General features: G+C 49.5%; 16 protein-coding genes. 12 read left to right on the top strand and 4 right to left on the bottom strand.

The annotated features are described in order from the left end of the window. The 10 genes from VGN67_RS24535 to VGN67_RS12250 all read left to right on the top strand — a co-directional run. Window positions 1-121 (top strand): transposase (locus VGN67_RS24535; RefSeq protein WP_414717289.1); only part of this gene is annotated, 121 nt, incomplete at its 5' end. A 197-nt stretch (window positions 122-318) separates the two neighbouring features. Next, a complete protein-coding gene (locus VGN67_RS12290; protein ID WP_327487126.1) occupies window positions 319-1,221 on the top strand; it encodes an Abi family protein in 903 nt (300 codons plus the stop codon). Between the two features lie 76 nt (window positions 1,222-1,297). Beyond that, window positions 1,298-1,768: an NADH-quinone oxidoreductase subunit A gene (locus VGN67_RS12285; RefSeq protein ID WP_327487125.1), complete on the top strand. Its 471-nt coding sequence runs from the start codon at window positions 1,298-1,300 to the stop codon at window positions 1,766-1,768. After that, window positions 1,768-2,346: an NADH-quinone oxidoreductase subunit NuoB gene (gene nuoB / locus VGN67_RS12280; protein WP_327487124.1), complete on the top strand. Its 579-nt coding sequence runs from the start codon at window positions 1,768-1,770 to the stop codon at window positions 2,344-2,346. The genes VGN67_RS12285 and nuoB overlap by 1 nt, the downstream gene beginning before the upstream one ends. 132 nt (window positions 2,347-2,478) lie before the next feature. After that, a complete protein-coding gene (locus tag VGN67_RS12275) occupies window positions 2,479-3,009 on the top strand; it encodes an NADH-quinone oxidoreductase subunit C (protein ID WP_327487123.1) in 531 nt (176 codons plus the stop codon). 89 nt (window positions 3,010-3,098) lie between these two features. Continuing rightward, window positions 3,099-4,784 carry a hypothetical protein gene (locus VGN67_RS12270; protein WP_327487122.1) on the top strand — a complete coding sequence of 562 codons (1,686 nt, stop codon included), beginning with the start codon at window positions 3,099-3,101 and terminating at the stop codon, window positions 4,782-4,784. 221 nt (window positions 4,785-5,005) lie between these two features. Beyond that, a complete protein-coding gene (locus VGN67_RS12265; protein WP_327487121.1) occupies window positions 5,006-6,847 on the top strand; it encodes a hypothetical protein in 1,842 nt (613 codons plus the stop codon). A gap of 200 nt (window positions 6,848-7,047) precedes the next feature. After that, entirely contained in the window at window positions 7,048-9,876 is a 2,829-nt protein-coding gene (gene carB, locus VGN67_RS12260) for a carbamoyl-phosphate synthase large subunit (protein ID WP_327487120.1), read from the top strand. A gap of 294 nt (window positions 9,877-10,170) precedes the next feature. After that, window positions 10,171-10,986, top strand: a complete 816-nt coding sequence (locus VGN67_RS12255) for a DUF1206 domain-containing protein (protein WP_327487119.1) — start codon at window positions 10,171-10,173, stop codon at window positions 10,984-10,986. A gap of 639 nt (window positions 10,987-11,625) precedes the next feature. Then, entirely contained in the window at window positions 11,626-12,981 is a 1,356-nt protein-coding gene (locus tag VGN67_RS12250; RefSeq protein ID WP_327487118.1) for a hypothetical protein, read from the top strand. Here the strand turns inward: VGN67_RS12250 and VGN67_RS12245 are convergent, their stop codons facing one another. Then, the gene (locus VGN67_RS12245) at window positions 12,982-13,224 is read right to left on the bottom strand and encodes a DUF4834 domain-containing protein (RefSeq protein ID WP_327487117.1); all 243 of its coding nucleotides are present in this window, start codon (window positions 13,222-13,224) and stop codon (window positions 12,982-12,984) included. Between the two features lie 178 nt (window positions 13,225-13,402). On the opposite strand from VGN67_RS12245, the gene VGN67_RS12240 reads away from it, so the two are divergent. Together VGN67_RS12240 and VGN67_RS12235 are read left to right on the top strand one after the other, a co-directional pair. Beyond that, window positions 13,403-14,356: a nitrilase family protein gene (locus tag VGN67_RS12240; protein WP_327487116.1), complete on the top strand. Its 954-nt coding sequence runs from the start codon at window positions 13,403-13,405 to the stop codon at window positions 14,354-14,356. A 195-nt stretch (window positions 14,357-14,551) separates the two neighbouring features. Continuing rightward, on the top strand, window positions 14,552-16,747 hold the full coding sequence (locus VGN67_RS12235; protein WP_327487115.1) for an LruC domain-containing protein: 2,196 nt from the start codon (window positions 14,552-14,554) through the stop codon (window positions 16,745-16,747). A gap of 65 nt (window positions 16,748-16,812) precedes the next feature. On the opposite strand, the gene purN is transcribed toward VGN67_RS12235, so the two are convergent. From purN to VGN67_RS12220, 3 genes are all read right to left on the bottom strand, one after another. Then, complete coding sequence (purN, locus tag VGN67_RS12230) at window positions 16,813-17,388, bottom strand: phosphoribosylglycinamide formyltransferase (RefSeq protein WP_327487114.1); 576 nt, start codon at window positions 17,386-17,388, stop codon at window positions 16,813-16,815. 132 nt (window positions 17,389-17,520) lie between these two features. Next, entirely contained in the window at window positions 17,521-18,216 is a 696-nt protein-coding gene (locus tag VGN67_RS12225) for a hypothetical protein (protein ID WP_327487113.1), read from the bottom strand. Window positions 18,217-18,304: 88 nt separating this feature from the next. Then, on the bottom strand, window positions 18,305-19,189 hold the full coding sequence (locus tag VGN67_RS12220) for a geranylgeranylglycerol-phosphate geranylgeranyltransferase (protein WP_327487112.1): 885 nt from the start codon (window positions 19,187-19,189) through the stop codon (window positions 18,305-18,307). Window positions 19,190-19,245 lie beyond the last annotated feature (56 nt).

The following is a 19,245-nucleotide window of genomic DNA, read 5'->3' as shown; positions in this document are numbered from 1 at the left end:
ATTTGGATGGCTCAATTTCAGACGCCGACTGGCTAAGGATTATGAGAAAACCGTAGAATCTTCTGAGGCCATGATACAAATCGCTTTTGCAACCATATTCCTAAATAGAATGCCAAATTAGTTTCCAAAACATAATCTTAGAAGGTACAATTATTTAAGCTATATTTGTAGCAACAGTACTCGCCACGCTACCCATAAGAACAGCGTCCCAGGGCGAGTCTTTTGCTTTTATGACGCCATAGTTATTGGATTACTATTAGCCTTTTGCGGTTGACCAGGTCAATACCAAAAGGCTTTTTATTTATACCACACTCTTCCATGTATAATAAGTCACCCTTGACCATACAGCAGCAGATAGCACAGTTGAAAAGCCGTGGACTGCGCATTGAAGATGAAGACAAGGCGGAGCATGTACTACAGAGCATAAGCTATTACCGCCTGGCTGGTTACTGGTGGCCCATGCAGGCCGATAAAGCACTTCATACTTTTAAATCTGGCTCTACATTTGAAGATGTTATTGCCATATACAACTTTGACCGGGAACTAAGACTTATGGTATTTGGAGTAATTGAGCGGATTGAGATTGGTTTTCGCACAAAGCTTATTTATTATCTATCGCATGAGAAGTCACCGTGGTGGTTTGAGGACTCCACAAATTTTAAGGACCAGCTCCAGCATGGTAAAGTAGTACAGACCATAGACCGTGAGTTATCTCAATCAAAAGATATCTTTATTATTGAACATTATAAGAACTATATTCTGGATACGCGCAGACCTCCCGCCTGGAAAACACTTGAAATTACCAGTTTAGGTACGATTTCTAAATTGTATGGGAACTTGCTGCCAGGAATCAAAGCTAAGAATACCATTGCGGCAGAGTTGGGAACAGTAAATCATACGTACCTGCCGAGTTGGCTATTAAGTATTACACAGATACGTAATCTATGCGCCCACCACAGCAGACTCTGGAATAGGAACCTGCCAGGCAGGCCTAAACTTATGCCTTCTCCGCCTAATAAGTGGATTAATCAAGTACCTCCCGTAAGTGAGTACCATATGCTGTATGTACATTTGTGCTGTATGAAGTACCTGCTAAATATCGTACAACCAGGAAATCAGTTTGGACAAAGACTGAAAAACCTTCTGGACAAGTATCCCACAATTGACCCCAATGCTTTAGGGATGACGCCCCATTGGGAAAGTGAACCTTTGTGGGAGTAAAGAGTATCAAATAGATCGAAAAGGCTCAATCCCATTTTTCGCTACCTTTGCCCCACAACACCTGACATACCTCTGTATGCTCTCTGACTTCGGAATCATCTTTCTGTTTATACTGGCCGCTGTTGTCCTGGTATCCTTGATGCTGGGCATAGCGCGGTTGCTACGGCCGCACAAGCCCAACGAGGAAAAACTCTCCACTTACGAGTCGGGGGAAGAACCCTACGGGAACGCCAACATTCAGTTCAACGTACGCTTCTACGTAGTAGCCCTGATTTTCGTTCTTTTTGACGTAGAACTGACCTTTTTGTTTCCCTGGGCTGTTGTATTTGGGAACGAAGACCTCATTCAACAGACCAACGGTCAGTGGGGCTGGTTTGCCCTGGCCGAGATGACGGTCTTTGTGGGAATGCTGGTACTGGGCCTGGCCTACGCCTGGGCCAAAGGCTACCTCGACTGGGTACGTCCCACGCCCAGGGTGCCGGAGGTGGAATCGCCCGTACCGGCCAGTATGTACGAGCAATTGAACGAAAAGTACAAGACGACCTAATGGAGAATAATCGCATAAAAACCGGAGACGGGGGTATTATCCTGACCAGCAGCGAAGACCTGATGAACTGGGCCCGGCTCTCGTCGCTGTGGCCCATGGGCTTTGGGATCGCCTGCTGCGCCATTGAGATGATGGCTACCTACGCCTCCCACTACGACCTTGAACGCTTTGGTATATTCCCGCGCCCGTCGCCGCGCCAGTCCGACGTGATGATTGTAGCCGGAACCGTAACTTTTAAAATGGCCGACCGGCTGCGCCGCCTGTACGAGCAGATGCCCGAGCCGCGCTATGTTATATCCATGGGTAGCTGCTCCAACTGCGGTGGCCCCTACTGGGAGCACGGTTACCACGTCGTAAAGGGCGTGGACCGGATTATTCCCGTGGATATATACGTACCGGGTTGTCCGCCCCGACCCGAAGCGCTCATTGGTGGCTTTATGAAATTGCAGGATAAGATCCGGAAAGAGCACCCGCTGGCACCCAAAATGCTGCTGGAGATGGAGGAGGAAGCCGGTACAGGTACCCCCACAGAAGCATCTGCTCCTAAATCCGAGCAAGAAGAGAAGGTAGTGGCGTAGTCGTATCTTTTGGAAATAGCGTACAGCTCCACGTCACCCCCTGATAGCTCCGTAGGAGCGTTACCTTAGTAGAAATAAGAAGCACTGAATAGTTAAGCCCCGGAGGGGCGACACTTTTTTAGCTACCAACGAATGAATTTTTCAGAAATCAAAGAGGTACTTGTGGCTGAGTTGGGAGAAGGCATTGTCCTCAATTCCATAGAAAATGTCCCGCAGCCCTACCTGATAGTACCCGTAGAACAACTGCCGGAGATAGGTACCTTACTGCACCGGAACGAGCAACTTTTTTTTGACCACCTGGCCTGCATTACGGGTATCGACAACGGTGCCGAAGCCGGTACCATGGACCTTATTTACAATTTCTACTCTATTCCCTACGGCCACAGCCTGATGCTGAAAGTACTACTGGTACGGAACAAAGCGGAAGAACCGCTGCCCGTAGTACCTACGCTGAGCCACATCTGGCGTACCGCCGACTGGCACGAGCGGGAGATATACGACCTGGTAGGTATTCGATTTGAAGGCCACCCCGACCTGCGGCGTATCCTGCTTCCGGCCGACTGGGAAGGCCACCCGCTCCGCCGCGATTATACCGTACAGGAGGTGTACCACGGCATCCGGGTTCGGTACGAAGACCGCGATGTACCTGCTTCCGATAGTTAATAAGCCTATTTTAGTTAAAGAATTTTTATATTGGCAGACCTAATGGGTCTGCCATTTGTTTACAATACATGCCCCTATACCTACCTGCCATGAAGCGAACCATTTTCTGTTTCCTGCTCCTGCTATGTACTACCCTGCACAGTTTCGCGCAAAAGCCTGACTCTGTCATTATAACCGGCCGCCTCCTGAACCTGACCGCACCTTTGTACCGCCAGGCACCCGCCATTACCTTTACCCGAAACAACCTGCTTCAGCCCCAGTCGGAGCTAACCAGGCAGGCTCCCTTACAGGCCGATGGTACCTTTCGGGTAGCCCTGCCCCTTATTTTTCCTCAGGAGGAGGTGTATCTCGATTACGGCGGAAAAGTATTTACTACTTTCCTGGCCTCACCGGGGCGGGTCGAGATTTCCTTCGATGCCGACTCTATGTTCAAAGCCAAACAACTTTTTTACTTTGCAGGAGTCAACGCCGAAGCCAACAACCAGTACTCGCGCTTTGCCATGGAAGAAGGCCGGCTTCTGAAAGAAAATAAGAAACTGGGGGCCAATTTCTTTGACTTTCTGTGGGAACAAAGTACCCTTTCGGTCCGGCGGGCGGTACAAACCCGGGCCGATCTTCGCCTTTCGGCGCTTACCTCTGCCACCACCGGCACAGTACCTCCCGCGCTCCAGCGGTGGGTACGTACTACTACCGACGAAGAGCAGCTGTCTATCCTTTTTGAACACGCCATGGCCAACGGGGTAAGTGTTGAGCGCGACCTGCTCGATAGCCTCAACCGCCTGACCACTTCGCCCCTTACCCTGCAGCGCATTACCTGGGCCGAAACATTCGGCAACTATGCTGACCGACAGATAAACCAGGCTACGGCCATGAATCCGAATTGGGGGCGTTCGCTGCCCGTTGAGTTACTGGCCGAGCTTATTAAAGACTACGTTGAACCTCTGTCGGGTAGTGAGCGTCAGCAGCTCGACCGGATTGTCAGCGATGGGAAAGTGAGCCGGGAAGGGGTTGATTTCATGAGTAACCTGTACGCCCGGAACCGCCGGCAACTGGACCTGCTGACCCAATTTGAAAAAATGAAACGTGCTTACGGAGAATTGTACAATGCTACCGCAGCCGAGTTTCTGTCGGCCCGATACCTGGTCGACCGTTTTTATATGTACAACCTGGACCAGCAAAAGATCATCTACAACCACGTGCGGAAGCAACTGGAAAAGCCACGCATCCGGCAATCGCTGGATGAGTTGTACCAGCTGGAGGTAAAAGATAGTACCCTGGTTCGTCTGGCCCAAAACCGGACCGACCTGGGGCAGGACCCAACGGAAGTACTTCCGGGAATCTGGATAGCCCAGTCGGAAGGGAGCGGCCGTGACTGGTTCAGGCGTATTGAGGAATTGTACAAAAACAAAGCCCTGTACCTGATAAAGTGGAACCTGGGGGATGAACTGAGCCGCCGGGAAATTGCCTACGCACCCGCGCTACGGGCGCAACTCCCGCAGGACATCGAAGTTATTTACATTCATTTACCCACCGAAGAAGCCATGCCTTCGCAGGAGCTTTGGCGGCAGTATGTACTGCGTCACCAGCTCAGGGGCGTTCACCTGTACCTGAACGACGCCCAGGCCATGCAGTTGCTTTTCCGGCTGAATCCGCTTTCGACGCCTTCTTTCTCCATCCTCAAACCCAACGGTAAAAACTTTTCCCGCAACGCACCAGCCCCCAGCGAGGGAGCCGAAGCCTACAAGTCGCTGATGCGGGCGCGCCAAAGCCGGTAGCATAGGCTGGCCTGACTGATTGTGGTTCCGTTTCGGGACCACCTCCTCCTCTTCTTTTAACAATTCCGCCTGTTTGTGCTTTCTATTCAGGGGGCTTCCCTGGGCTCCTGCCTGGGGAAGCCAGGTAGCGTGCCGGGGTCACTTTTTATTTAAAACAATAAAATTACCCTACTGCCCCCCATTTCACGTTATATTATAAGTATTTGTGACAGAGGAAGAACATGTTTCGTTATATATTTTTACTATTTTTCATTTTTAGTGCCTTTACCGCAAATAGTCAGGATCTTGACAGTATCTCTACCACCAAAACCGAAAGAGACAGCATCAGGTACACCCGGCTCAAGGAGCGTATGGGTAAGCGTAAACTTACGCGGCAACTATACCGGCTGCTGTTTAGGGATGTATACAACCGAGGGCAGGCGGGTGAAGTCAGCGCCATCGAAACCAATCCATTTATTCCCTACGAAGGTCTGATAATAGGCAGTATCAGCATCCGGCAGCTGGACATCCTGGGCGAGTCGGTTTACGACACTACCCGCCGGGGCAACCGCCTGGAACGCTTTGTAAGTGAGCATTTGCACACTGACACGCGCGAACGGATTGTCCGGAATTCTTTTCTCCTTTTCAAGGAAGGTGACCTGATTAATGCCCGGCAGCTCAAGGATAACGAGCGGCTGCTGCGCTCCAATCCTACCATTCTGGATGCCCGGATTCTGGTCGTGCGACGCCCCGAGTCGGTTTGGCTGGCCGATGTGGTGGTACTTATTCAGGATGTTTGGTCGCTGAATGTTTCGGGAGGCTTTGGCGGTTTTGACAATATTGCCTTAGGCGTTGATAATATCAATGTGGGTGGTTATGCCCACTCGCACTACAACGCCATCCGCTGGAACGCCCGGGATACCCTGCAGAAATTTCAATTCAGAAGCATTTATACCATACCTTATATTGGCAAAACGTTTATTACCGGTCAGGCCAGTTTTATTTGGGAAAGGGACCTGAAGCAGCAGTCTATCCGGCTGTCGCGCCCTTTCCTGACCGTCCAGACCAAATACGCCGGGGCACTGGAACTGGGACACTCCCGCATTCAGGAGTACAAAAGGATACTGGTTGACAAAAATGCGGTGGTGAGCTATCCGGTGGCATTTAACTACTATGATATTTGGGTAGGCCGCTCTTTTAAAATTCCGAAGATTTCGGTCCGGGAAAACACCCGTTTCATCGCCGCCCTGCGTACCAATAATTATAACTTTACGCACCGCCCTATTGTCCGGGCCGACACCAATAAAATATACTGGAACCGGCACGCTACCCTGGCGAGTATTGGCTTTTCAAACCGGAACTACCGCCGCGATGTACTCATTTATGGCTTTGGTCGCACGGAGGACGTGCCGCTGGGTAGTTTGTTTGCTCTGACCATCGGGCGCGAGAGTACCGAATTCGGGCAGCGGGGATACGGGGGAGTGCAGTACGCTTCGGGCAAGTACCTGCCCAGGGGCCTGGGGTACCTGTACGGCATGGTTAATGTCGGGAGCTACTTCCAGTCTGGAACCGCTCAGCAGGGGGTAATGGGCGGACAGCTGAACTATTTCAGCGGCCTGGCACCGCTGGGCAACAGCTACTTCCGGCAGTTCATCAATTTGCGCTATACCTACGGCATCAACCGCGACCCGCTTGAGTACCTCAACATCAGCCGCAATGAAGGTCTCCGGGGCATAACTAGTCCTCAGCTTATAGGCACCAAACGCCTTACCGCCGGCTTTGAGTCGGTGCTGTTTTCGACCCGCAGTCTGCTGGGCTTCCGGATTGCCTACTTCCTGTTTACGGACCTGGGGCTGGTAGCCAGCAACGAAAACTTATGGAAGAGTCCTGTGTACCAGGGGTACGGTCTGGGCTTCCGGTTCCGGAACGAAAACCTTACTTTCAACACCTTTCAGGTTCGGGTGGGGTACTATCCTAACATTCCTGACCTCTACAATGCTTTGCGTTTTGAAGGTGGCGGAATCTCGACGCTCCAGCTCCGCGATTTTGATATTTCGGCTCCCAGCATCCTGCCCCTCCGGTAAAATAGTACTATGAGAAGTATGCTTTTGAACTTTATTAAGTCACTCAAATGATATTCAAAGTTTTTTTGCCGAAGGGTAGGTCTTCCCGAAAAGGTACCCTAACTTTGTGCAATTTTTGGACGACCCCTATTCTCTTTTAGGCTTTTACTTCCAGAAGTTAGGTTAAATACATAGTTCACATTTTCAAAAACTGTACTACTGTGCCCAAAAATCCAAAAATCAATTCCATCCTAATCATTGGTTCAGGTCCTATTGTCATTGGTCAGGCGTGTGAGTTCGACTATGCCGGCTCCCAGGCGGCGAGGTCGCTACGAGAGGAGGGAATTGAAGTAATACTAATAAATTCCAACCCGGCGACCATCATGACTGACCCCATGAACGCCGACCACGTGTACCTGCGGCCGTTAGAGAAGAAGTATATTATTGAGATACTTGAAAAACATAAGGTCGACGCCGTTTTGCCAACCATGGGAGGCCAGACGGCGTTAAATTTAGCTATCGATTGTGACCAGGCTGGCATTTGGAAAAAATACGGGGTCGAAATTATCGGGGTAGATATCAAAGCAATCGAAACTACGGAAGATCGTGAGAAGTTCCGGATGAAAATGATTGAGCTGGGTATAAATGTGTGCAGGGGACGCACGGCCCGCTCGTTCCTGGAAGGAAAAGAAATTGCCCAGGAGATTGGCTTCCCGCTGGTAATTCGTCCTTCCTATACGCTGGGCGGCTCAGGAGGTGGATTTGTCGACAAACCCGAAAATTTTGATAAAGCATTAACCCATGGTTTGCATGCTTCGCCGGTCCACGAAGTACTGGTTGAGCAGAGTGTAATGGGCTGGAAGGAGTACGAGCTGGAATTACTGCGCGATGGCAACGGTAACTTTATCATTATCTGTTCCATTGAAAACTTTGACCCCATGGGGGTACATACCGGCGACAGTATCACGGTAGCGCCCGCCATGACCCTTCCGGATACGTTGTATCAGCAAATGCGTGACCTGGCCATCAGGATGATGAACGGGATCGGGCAGTTTGCGGGTGGCTGTAACGTACAGTTCTCGGTAAATCCGGAAAACGATTATATTATCGCCATCGAAATTAACCCGCGGGTATCCCGCTCGTCGGCGCTGGCTTCCAAAGCTACCGGTTATCCTATTGCCAAGATTGCCGCAAAAATGGCGATTGGGTATAACCTGGACGAGCTGATTAACCCCATTACCGGAAGTACTTCCGCTTTCTTTGAGCCTACCATTGACTACGTTATTGTAAAGGTACCCCGCTGGAACTTTGATAAATTCCCTGGTTCGGACCGCTCGCTGGGGCTGCAGATGAAGTCAGTAGGCGAAGCCATGGGGATTGGTCGTAACTTCCAGGAAGCCCTGCAGAAAGCCTGTCAGTCGCTCGAAATCCGTCGCAACGGACTAGGTGCCGACGGCCGCGAACTCCACGACCAGGAAAGCATTAAGCACAGCCTGGCGCACCCCAGTTGGGACCGGCTGTTCCATATCTACGACGCCTTCAAAATTGGACTGTCCTTCAAGACCATTCAGGACCTCACCAAAATTGACGCCTGGTTCCTGCGCCAGATTGAAGAACTAATTGAGCTGGAAAAACAGATTGAGGAGTATGACCTCACGGACCTGCCCTATGACCTGATGCTGGCCGCCAAGCAAAAGGGCTACGCCGACCGTCAGATTGCCCACCTGGTAGGTTCCAAGGAAAGCAAGGTGTACAAGCGCCGGAACGAAATGGGTATAAAGCGGGTGTACAAATGCGTAGATACCTGCGCGGCCGAATTTGAAGCCAAAACACCGTACTACTACTCTACCTTTAATACCTCACAGGACAAACCTGATAACGAGTCTATTGTCAGTGATAAGAAAAAGGTAGTGGTACTGGGCTCGGGACCCAACCGCATCGGACAGGGAATCGAGTTTGACTACTCCTGTGTCCACGGTGTACTGGCCGCCCGGGAGTGTGGGTATGAAACCATCATGATCAATTGTAACCCAGAAACGGTATCTACCGACCCCGATATTTCCGATAAGCTCTACTTTGAGCCGGTATTCTGGGAGCACGTGTACGATATTATTCAGCACGAAAAGCCGGAGGGTGTGATCGTGCAGCTAGGAGGGCAAACGGCTTTAAAGATGGCCGAAAAACTGGATAAGCTGGGCATAAAGATTATCGGTACCAGCTACCACTCGCTCGACTGGGCCGAAGACCGGGGCCGTTTCTCAGCGCTCCTGCGTGACCTGAATATTCCGTATCCGAACTTCGGAACGGTACGTACTTCCGATGCCGCCGTTGCGCTGTCCCGCAATCTGGGTTTCCCGCTGCTGGTGCGCCCCAGCTACGTTCTGGGAGGACAGAGCATGAAAATTGTAATAAACGAGAAAGAGCTAGAGCAGCACGTTGTGAAAATCCTGCACGATATTCCGGATAACAACATCCTGCTCGACCACTTCCTGGAAGGAGCCATAGAAGCCGAGGCGGATGCTATCTGTGACGGTGAGGATGCCTACATCATCGGGATCATGGAGCACATTGAGCCTGCCGGTATCCACTCCGGTGACTCGCACGCGGCCCTGCCTCCCTTTGATCTGTCAGCCGATGAAATCCGGCAGATTGAGGAGCATACCCGCAAAATAGCCCTGGCGATGGAAGTAAAAGGCCTTATTAACGTACAATTCGCGATTAAGAACGGAGTTGTTTATGTAATTGAAGCAAATCCCCGCGCTTCCCGTACGGTACCGTTTATTTGTAAAGCCTACCAGGAGCCTTACGTCAACTACGCGACCAAACTGATGCTGGGTGAAAAAAAGGTGAAAGACTTTAACTTCAATCCGCACAAAAACGGCTGGGCTATCAAGATTCCGGTATTCTCGTTCAACAAATTCCCGAACGTAAACAAGGAGCTCGGCCCCGAAATGAAGTCAACCGGTGAGGGTATATTCTTTATTGAAAACCTTCAGGACGACTTTTTCCGCAAAGTGTACAGCGAACGCAATATGTACATGAGCCGGTAGGTACCTGATTGGTTATTTAGTAGGCGGGCGGTTCTCCGGAACGGTCCGCCTTTTTATTTTCCCGGTACTAAGTCCTCCTTTTCGTTTGCTTCGGGTTTCAGGTACTTCCATTTAAAAAACTTCCTGATTCCTGGTACGTTTCTTTTGTTTCTGGTTTCGTGTGCTTTTTCCCTCAACCTGCTTTTCCTGTTCAGAATAACCCTCTTATTGCCCCCCACTTTGTTTGCCGCCATTATCACAGGGTAAGCAGGAACAGGCTGTCGCCGACAGATTATTTACCTAAAAATCCTGTAAATGAAAACTGATGATAAGAAGAGAGCTATTGTCCACTACCTGCCGGTATTCGGCTGTGCCTCTACGGGTATTATATACCTGGCTATAGGCGTAATCGCTATTCTTTCTTTTCTAAAGTTAAAGGATGGAGGTGCCGATGAAAGCAGCCTGCTGGTCTTTCTGGATAGTTACTTCCTGGGCAAGATCCTGAACCTGGTTATTTTGCTGGGTACCATCTGTTATATACTCTGGCGTATCTACGAAACCATTAAGGACCCTTACGGATACGGAAAAGATGCGAGAGGATTGGCAAGAAGAGCGGGGATTGCCCTAAGTACCATTGCCGATGCCCTGATTGCCTATACAGCCATTGAAGTCCTACTCGGGATCGGAAATATTCCGGAAAACGGCGAACCCGAAGAGCAGCGGCAAATGGTAAGAAGCCTGCTCGAGGAAAACTGGGGCGACTGGTTCATTATCAGCCTGGGAGTCATTGTGTGTACCACGGCTTTAGTGCAGTTCTTTTACGGAGTAACCCGGGGCTATAAAGAACGGCTGGATATAGCTCAATTTAGTTCTGGTACTAAAAAACTTATTCATCTTCTGGCCTGGATAGGTTACCTGGCCCGAGGTATAATACTGGGAATCATCGGGTTTTTCTTCCTGAAAGCTGGCCTACTGGATGATGCCCGATTCGTGGTAAACACCGATAAGGCTTTCGATTTTATCGGAGATCATGTGGGGCATGTGTACTTTATTCTGGTTGCTTTGGGTACCATCTGCTATGGCCTTTTCATGTTCTCGTTGGGAGTATCCTATGATATTGATGCAGATTGAAAAAGAAGGCTTTGTTCCAGATACCAAAGTGCAACTTACTTTTTAGGGGCCAAAACATTAATTTAAAATGTCAAGTTAACCATTGTACAAAAAGCCAGGATTCAACTCCTTTAAAATAATGTAACTTGATAGCAAGTCATCCTTTTAGGTATTTCTCCGGAGGAAAAGAGAAAAAACTAAGTTGCTATTTTTCTATCCTTTATCTTTTTCATTGGCCGCAACTGCTTCCGGGGAACAGAAAACAGGGGTATGCCGAATACCGTAGGTACTTTCTTACCTTCAACCTGAACCAGATGAACATCAAAACCCGCAGCAACCTTCTGAAAACCGTATTTTATGTAGTAAGTATCTTTCACTTACCCGCCCCGGCGCTGGAATATAACAAAAAGCAAGGCTTTATCTTTCGGCCATTGTACTATTGAAGCATTGCCTGATGATTTATTAATAATATGATTTTTCCTTTACCTCCAGGCATTCCAAACCGTTTTTGTTTCGTTATGGGTTTGATATGAACTTTACCCTGCTCTTGATAGTTTTGCATCTAACTCCGGTTATTTCCGTTATTATTCAAAGTTGTTATCTATTTTCGCGGCTAGAAAATGGTCCGTGTTGGTCTTAGTAAATTATTAAATTACTTGTATGAAGCAGAATATCAAGTTCACCCTTTATATTTTCATTATTCTTGTTCTCCTGCAGTTTGGTCAGGGGGCTATCCTGAAAGTAATTACCGGCCTTAGTCAGTGGTTGATTGGCAGCTTCGGTAATATCATGACCTACCTCAAGATATTCCTCATCCTTTTCTGGATCCTGGGTATCACCTACACCTTCTGGAAAAAACCCTTCCGCCAGTCGGTGGCCTTCCGGATTGCCATACTCCTACTGATTCCGGCCATTATGTACGGCTGGAGCCTGCGCATGCAAATGCTTCCCATGTATAATCTGGCCAAAGAGCGGGGTGAAAAAGTAGGGAAAGTTTACGTGAACGACGATAGGCTTGGCTACAAACACCTGCCCAACTCCATTGGCTACCGTCTGCTGGGCTTCCGGGATATTGTAGTTTTTCATGACGAAAACGGCAACCGTATTCCGCAGGGCTACAAGCATAACAAAAAAAGACCACTGGTACTGTACCTGGGCTGTTCGGTAAGCTATGGGGATGCCGTTTTTGCGGATAGTACCTTTGCCTATCACCTGAGTCAGAAACTAGGTGGCGATTATATCAACGCCGCCACAAGTGGCTACGGACTATCCCAGATGGTACTGAAAGCCGAGGAGTTGATTCCCAAGCTCAAGCCCGACTACGTGGTTACGCAATATACTACCTGGCTGGCCCACCGTTCCATGTCGCCTTACCAAAACTTCCTGGGAGGTACTTTCCCGATTCCTTACTTCAGCAATGAAGGACTGGAACTACCGGCTTTTTCGCCCCGGGGCCTGCGTATACCCCTGGCAGATTTCAAACACACCCCGCGCAATCCCTGGGATTTCTCCAAATTTTATGCGCGAGTGGCTCCTACTTTAATTTACCAGGACGTCATGGAACTGACCACCAAGGCAAAAATGCTGGTAGGCATTACGCCCCGCCCCACCAACGATGCCCTGAAAGCAGAACAGTACGGTTACGGTCGTATCGCCGACGTGTGTAAGCAGAATGGCTCCCAAATGTATATCTGGACCTCGGGTACCGGCTGGGGCTATGAGACAAAACTACCCCCGAGCCTGGTGTACGAGCGTAATATACCTATTATCCATGCTGATACGGCGCTGATCAAGAAGTATAATCTCAAGGAAGGAGATACCTACGGCCGACTGTACGGACACTGGTATAAACCCAACGGGAAGGATTCAGTAATGGCCGACGGGCACCCCAATCCGCATGCACACGAGATTATAGCGGACGAGATGTACCGGGTTATTACCGGTCGTAGTACTACACCGACTGACAGCACTGCGTTGGCAAACCTGAAAGTGAAGAAAGCGAATAAGGACGTTTAATTAGTCCTTAACTTCCTCGTAGTCAACGTACTCTCCGCCTTTAAAGCGAGAATCGCTGGTACCGGGAGGTGCATGATCTACCTGAACACCATTCCGACCAGTCCGTTGACGCGCCTGGTCGGCTTTTTTTTGCTCCTTTACAAGTTGCCTTCCTACCAGCAAATGAAACAGGAACCGACGAAAGGGTGGAACAAAGGCCGTCAGGAGCATGAATATGAGGAATATATTAAATAGCAGTTTCATAGGGTACTTTGTTTCTCGATGGAAATAAATCAACCTCGCAAAGGTCGCAACACTTTCTTAATATAACGAAAAATACTGGTACGAGTTTCATTCCGGCTACAAGAAAGGCTTTTAAATGTTAGGAATGGTAACAGGCGTACTTTTACCTTTTTAATAACCAATTTCAACGACAATAAAAATGGATACCCTGAGAATAGCGACTGCCCAGTTTGAGAACAGCAGTGGTGATAAAGCGTATAACCTTTCCATGATTGGCGCCTTAACGGCAGATGCCAAAAAACAGGGCGCTCAGGTAGTAGCATTCCACGAATGCTCGGTGACCGGCTATACCTTTGCCCGCCACCTTTCCCGCGAGCAAATGCTGGACCTGGCGGAGTATATCCCCGGTGGTGAAAGTATAGAGAAGCTGACAGAGATTGCCCGCGAGCACGACATGGCTATACTGGCAGGACTCTTTGAAAAAGACCAGGATGATAATCTTTTCAAAGCCTATGTGTGCGTGGATAAAAACGGCCTGGTAGCCAAGTACCGCAAGTTGCACCCCTTTATTAACCCCCATCTTACTCCCGGCGACCAGTACGTGGTGTTTGATTTGTTGGGCTGGAAGTGTGGTATACTAATATGCTACGACAACAACGTGGTCGAAAACGTCCGGGCCACTACCCTGCTGGGCGCTCAGGTACTATTTATGCCGCACGTTACCATGTGTACGCCCTCAACCCGACCCGGAGCCGGCTTTGTTGACCCCGAACTCTGGAAAAACCGGGAGGCTGATCCTACCTCCCTCCGCCTGGAGTTTGACGGAATGAAAGGTCGCTCCTGGCTGATGAAGTGGCTACCCGCCCGGGCTTACGACAACGGCATCTTTGTGGTATTCTCCAATCCCATCGGTATGGACGACGACCAGCTCAAAAACGGTTGCTCCATGATCCTGGACCCTTTTGGTGATGTGCTGGCCGAATGTCGCTCGCTGGGTAATGAAGTTGCCACGGCCTTATGTACCCCGCAAAAGCTAACGCAGGCGGGTGGGTACCGTTACATCAAGGCCCGCCGACCTGAACTATACGGTGATATAATAAGCCAGCCCCACGAGTCGGAACAGAAGGTCGTGTGGCTTCAGCCTACTCAGTAACCCCTACCTGTACCGGACCCCTATTCGGCACTTATAGTATCCTCTGAAAAAAAGTCCTTACCCGCTCCTTTTTCAGAGGGTACTACCCCAATTTCTGGACTGATTTTTGCTTTGGGATAGCTGCTTCAACTCCTTCAAGAAAAGGTTTTGAAACACACTATCTATAACGAATCCTGGCAAAAATCAACCACCTCCATGAAACTATTAAAAACAAACCTTCCCCTATTTGTAATTATTTTACTTGTCTACGGCTGTATTCCCAAACACCTGGACCCCACCCGTAACGGCAGTGAAATCCCCATCAAGGATCTGAAAGTAAGTGAGAACTTTGAATTTAAATCAACGCGGGATATTAAGCTTAGTGTAAAGGTAGCCAACCCTAATTTCCCCGGCGAACGCTTCCGGATTAATGTTTACAACGACCTGCCTACCGTGGGGCAACTGCTGGTATCCGGCCTGACCGCGGCCGACCAGAGCCTGACGCTGGAGTTCCGGATACCGGCGCCTCTAAAGGAACTGCACATTGAGAAGATCAACGCCAATGGGGCCTCGGAAGTAAAAAAAATAAAGGCCGATGACTATGCTTCTGCCGACTTTAAAACCGCTACCCCCATCCTGGCCCTGAGAAAACAGGCTAACTCCGGCCTGGATTGCGTCACCGGAGTTACTAAATCCTATACAAACCACAAGAATAACCTGACTATCAATGGCGGCGAGATAATCAGTCTGAAAGGTACCTACAGCGGTACCATCACCATGAAAGGGGGTGAATTACGGATTTGTGGTAACCCCACGGATTTGAAAATAAACATGAATAACAACGACTGCAAGGTTTACTTTCTGGAAGGTTCAGTAGTTGGTATTGATGATATTACTGGCAATACCCCAAGTGCAAAGGTGTATAACTACTCAGAGGCACTGACCTTGGAGGACAAAATTTCAATGGGAGGCTCCTTTGAAAATCACGGCAAAATGGTCGTGAACGGCGATTTTACGGTAAGCAACAATAATACCAACACCTTTGTCAATAACGGTGAATTGCACGTGAAAGGTACTTTCAGCAACAACCGCCATTTTGTTAACAATAACGTAATGACCGTCGATGACAAGTACCAGGCCAACGGTAGCTCACTCAATGAAAATAACTGTAAGTTGTACGTTAAGGATGAATTTAAAACAAATAATAACTTCATTAACCGGGGCTATATCCAGGTAAGTAACGATACCGATATTTCCGGAAGCAGTAGCCTAACCCTGATGGATGGGGCCATGCTAAGTACCAAGAACATCAGCCTGAATGGTACGATTAGCGGTAGCGGCTCGAAATCAATTGTGAAGGTTTCGGGGCAATCCAAGCTGACCGGAAGTGCTAACATGACCGGTAGTATTACTTTGTGTGATGAAAACGGCTTGGATCAGAATAGCTCCAAAATTTCCAGTGCCTTTTTCAGCTGCGGCGGTACCTACCTGGCCAAAACAAGTTGTAATCCGGAGGGTTTTGGTACTGCACCTGACCCCACTACTACCGATAACGACAAGGATGGTATCTCCAATGTCATGGACGATTATCCCAATGACCCTACCCGCGCTTACAACAGCTATTATCCCTCGGCCAGCGGCTGGGCCACCTACGGCTTTGAGGACCTGTGGCCAGGCACCGGCGACTATGATTTTAACGACCTGGTTATCAACTCCCGCGTCACCCGTGTTTTCAACGCCGACAACAAACTGGTGGAGTTAAAAAACCAGATCGTGATAAAAGCCATCGGAGCGGCTTTTGAAAACGGCTTCGGCTTCCAGCTCGATGGCGTCAACAGTAACGAGGTGGCCAGTGTTACCGGATACAGCCATACCAAAGGGTACGTGCAGTTGGCGGCAAATAAAACCGAAGCCGGACAGCCCAAGGCGGTTATTGTTGCCTTTGACTCGCCCGAGCCGCTCATAAAGCGTACCTCCGGCTCCATGTTCAATACCGTCAAGGAAAATCCGGTGGGTACTACCAACGCGCTGGAAGTAGTTGTCAAGTTCGCAACTCCATTGGATGCCGCCAAAGCCAGTCAGGAAAAGATAAATCCGTTTATTATTGTAAATGGCAAGCGGGAGGTAGAGGTTCACCTGGCCAACTACGCCCCGACGGCCAAAGCCAATGTCAGCCTGTTTGGTACCTTAAAAGACGATTCAAAGCCAGCCAGTAGCCGCTATTACCGCACCAGCAGTAACCTGCCCTGGGCTATTGAAATACCCGTCGAATTCAACTATCCGATTGAAACGGCTCCCATTACCGATGCCTACCTTTACTTCAGTGATTGGGCCAAAAGCGGTGGCTCCCAACGCACCGACTGGTACGAAGACAAACCCGGCAACAAAAACCAGGCAAAGACTTTCCATTAAAAAAGCAGAAACCCCGACCCTACCGGCCGGGGTTTCTGCTTTTTATACCGTCGCATTAATAAAGACTACTCCGGCAGCGCGTTCAGTACTTGCTCCACCACGCGCGGATAGTGCTCGTGCTCAAGTACCTGAACCTTCCGGGCCACATCAGCCGCGGTATCGGTGGGCGCTACGGGACAACTTACCTGAAAGGCAATCTGTCCTTCGTCGTAGTGCTCATTGACATAATGAATGGTAATGCCTGACTCTACCTCACCGGCCGCTATCACGGCTTCGTGCACGAAGTGGCCGTACATCCCTTTTCCGCCGTAGCGCGGAAGCAGTGCCGGGTGAATATTCAGAATACGGTTGGGAAAGGCTTTTACCAGCCCTTCGGGAATCAGCATCATGAATCCGGCCAGTACGATCAGGTCTATCTCCTGCTTCCGGAGGAGTTGTAGTACGCGTTCCGATTCGTAGAAAGTAGCTCTGTCAAAAACTACCACGGGTATATGCAGCTTCCGGGCGCGCTGAATTACACCAGCCTGGGGGTTGTTCGTAAGAATCAGGGTAATCTCTACTCCCGGTTTCTGACTGAAATACTCAGCAATTCTTTCGGCGTTGGAACCCGAACCGGAGGCAAAAATAGCAATCTGTTTCATGCAATGAGAGATAATAAAATGCAGTACCGGCAGCGGTTGGCCGGCAGCTACAAAGCTAAGGCATTTCACTAAAAAAACCCGTACGGGCTACGGCGGCCGGTACGGGTCTCAGGAAATAAGTGGCTTTAAGTACTAAAAAACCTTACTGAGTTCAGTATACCCCAGCAGCTTACCCTTTCGGTAGGTTTCGCTTTTTACATCCCAAAGTACCCCCGGTACCCGGTACGACACCGACTGGGCTTCCATCGTCATACCCATGCCCATTTTGGTTTTGACCGTCATATCAGAGGTTACTTTGTAGGCATCGTAGGTACCGGCCGGTACCGTTATTTTTTCCTGGGCTTCTACCTTCCGATTATTCATTCCCATATCAAAAGTAACATTCAACGGCCCGGAAGCGCCTTCTCCGTGAATGGAGGCATCCTGCAACTGTTGCCCCACTGCCAGCTGACCCGGATAAATAATGTCGCTCGAGGTAAACTTCATATTCATATCCTTAAACATCCTTTGCTGCTCCATCGCCACCAGCGAGTTGGCGTCCAGCACCAGCTGATTACCGTCGCAGCGCATTTGGTACAGGTTCTTTAGCTGAGAGGTACCTTTTTTATCAAACGATTCAAATTCCATATCAATAACCGTCGCCCCGCCTTCGGTCTTTACATTCTTAAATTTGTAGAGCAGGGTACCGGTAGTTTTTCCTTTGCTATCGTAGCTTACCATTTCGAAGCCACCTCCTTCTTTTACCGGAACACCCAGACAGTTTTGGGCCTGAACCTCCGGAACAGCCAAATACCAAACAATACCGAGTACTAGTAGTAATCTTTTCATGAGTCTGCCAGGTTTGTTTGCTTAAACATACTGAAACTAAGGCGCATATCCTTGTTAGGTTAATAAATTAGTCTGAAAAATGAGCTGGTTACGCCCAGAGCATGGTAGTAAGCCCCAGAAGCATAATGAGCTTACAGAGGCTGCTTAGCTTCGCAAAATCACGGCGGGTATCGGCCCGTACCATGCTGTACACCAGCCAGGCCACGGGTACCAGCAGGCCTACAAATAACCACCCCAACACCCAGTTGTTGAGCGAATCGGCCATCAGGAAAAGCGTGATTACAAACAGGCCGATGAGCCCGTACAGGAAGTACTTGGTACGCCGCACTCCCCACACAATGGGCAACGTTCGGCATCCGTGGGCCTCGTCGCCGCGTACATCTTCTATATCTTTGATGACTTCCCGGACCATGGATATAAAAAAGGAAAAGGTCGCGTATATCAGCACCAGGTGGCGGTTCTGGGGGTAGTACACCGTAAGTACCACCAGCGACAGGGCCGTCAGGAAAGACACCACAAAGTTACCGATGAAAGGTAAACGCTTAAACTGTGCGGAGTAAAACCACAGCAGCGTAACCGACAGTACATTGACCAGAAACACCCACCGGCTCACCATCAGGCCCAGCAGAACCCCTAGTATATTAAGTACCTGGTGCGCTCCCATCGCCACCCGGCGCTTTAAGTACCGGCCTACTATGACGCGTTCAGGTTTATTGACAATATCTATTTTAACATCGAAGTAGTCATTGATGATGTAGCCCGCGGCGGCAATCAGGACCGTAGACAACACAATCAGGAACAGGGCTGGGTCGCGCAGGATGGTGTACCAGTCAGAGCGGGGGCCAATCAGCAGAATGCGCGTGAGGTACTGCGTCAGGGCTACAATAAAAAGGTTGCGTACCCGAACCAGTCGGAGAAAGCCTTCCAGGTAATGACGCAAAGTTAATTTTTGACGCGCTGCTGACACACTCATGGTATGGTGGAATAGCCTAAAATTAAGGAAGATTTAATTCTGCTGCGGAAAAATAT

Source organism: Telluribacter sp. (genome assembly GCF_035998675.1).
Lineage (GTDB): Bacteria > Bacteroidota > Bacteroidia > Cytophagales > Spirosomataceae > Telluribacter.
The sequence above is the reverse complement of the archived record's forward strand: the minus strand, read 5'-3'. Positions and strand labels throughout refer to the sequence as shown.

Bases quoted from the DNA above. Each gene is read 5' to 3' on its own strand.
- VGN67_RS12290 (WP_327487126.1), top strand. From the start codon at position 319: ATGTATAATAAGTCACCCTTGACCATACAGCAGCAGATAGCACAGTTG.
- VGN67_RS12285 (WP_327487125.1), top strand. From the start codon at position 1,298: ATGCTCTCTGACTTCGGAATCATCTTTCTGTTTATACTGGCCGCTGTT.
- nuoB (WP_327487124.1), top strand. From the start codon at position 1,768: ATGGAGAATAATCGCATAAAAACCGGAGACGGGGGTATTATCCTGACC.
- VGN67_RS12275 (WP_327487123.1), top strand. From the start codon at position 2,479: ATGAATTTTTCAGAAATCAAAGAGGTACTTGTGGCTGAGTTGGGAGAA.
- VGN67_RS12270 (WP_327487122.1), top strand. From the start codon at position 3,099: ATGAAGCGAACCATTTTCTGTTTCCTGCTCCTGCTATGTACTACCCTG.
- VGN67_RS12265 (WP_327487121.1), top strand. From the start codon at position 5,006: ATGTTTCGTTATATATTTTTACTATTTTTCATTTTTAGTGCCTTTACC.
- VGN67_RS12255 (WP_327487119.1), top strand. From the start codon at position 10,171: ATGAAAACTGATGATAAGAAGAGAGCTATTGTCCACTACCTGCCGGTA.
- VGN67_RS12250 (WP_327487118.1), top strand. From the start codon at position 11,626: ATGAAGCAGAATATCAAGTTCACCCTTTATATTTTCATTATTCTTGTT.
- VGN67_RS12245 (WP_327487117.1), bottom strand. From the start codon at position 13,224: ATGAAACTGCTATTTAATATATTCCTCATATTCATGCTCCTGACGGCC.
- VGN67_RS12240 (WP_327487116.1), top strand. From the start codon at position 13,403: ATGGATACCCTGAGAATAGCGACTGCCCAGTTTGAGAACAGCAGTGGT.
- VGN67_RS12235 (WP_327487115.1), top strand. From the start codon at position 14,552: ATGAAACTATTAAAAACAAACCTTCCCCTATTTGTAATTATTTTACTT.
- purN (WP_327487114.1), bottom strand. From the start codon at position 17,388: ATGAAACAGATTGCTATTTTTGCCTCCGGTTCGGGTTCCAACGCCGAA.
- VGN67_RS12225 (WP_327487113.1), bottom strand. From the start codon at position 18,216: ATGAAAAGATTACTACTAGTACTCGGTATTGTTTGGTATTTGGCTGTT.
- VGN67_RS12220 (WP_327487112.1), bottom strand. From the start codon at position 19,189: ATGAGTGTGTCAGCAGCGCGTCAAAAATTAACTTTGCGTCATTACCTG.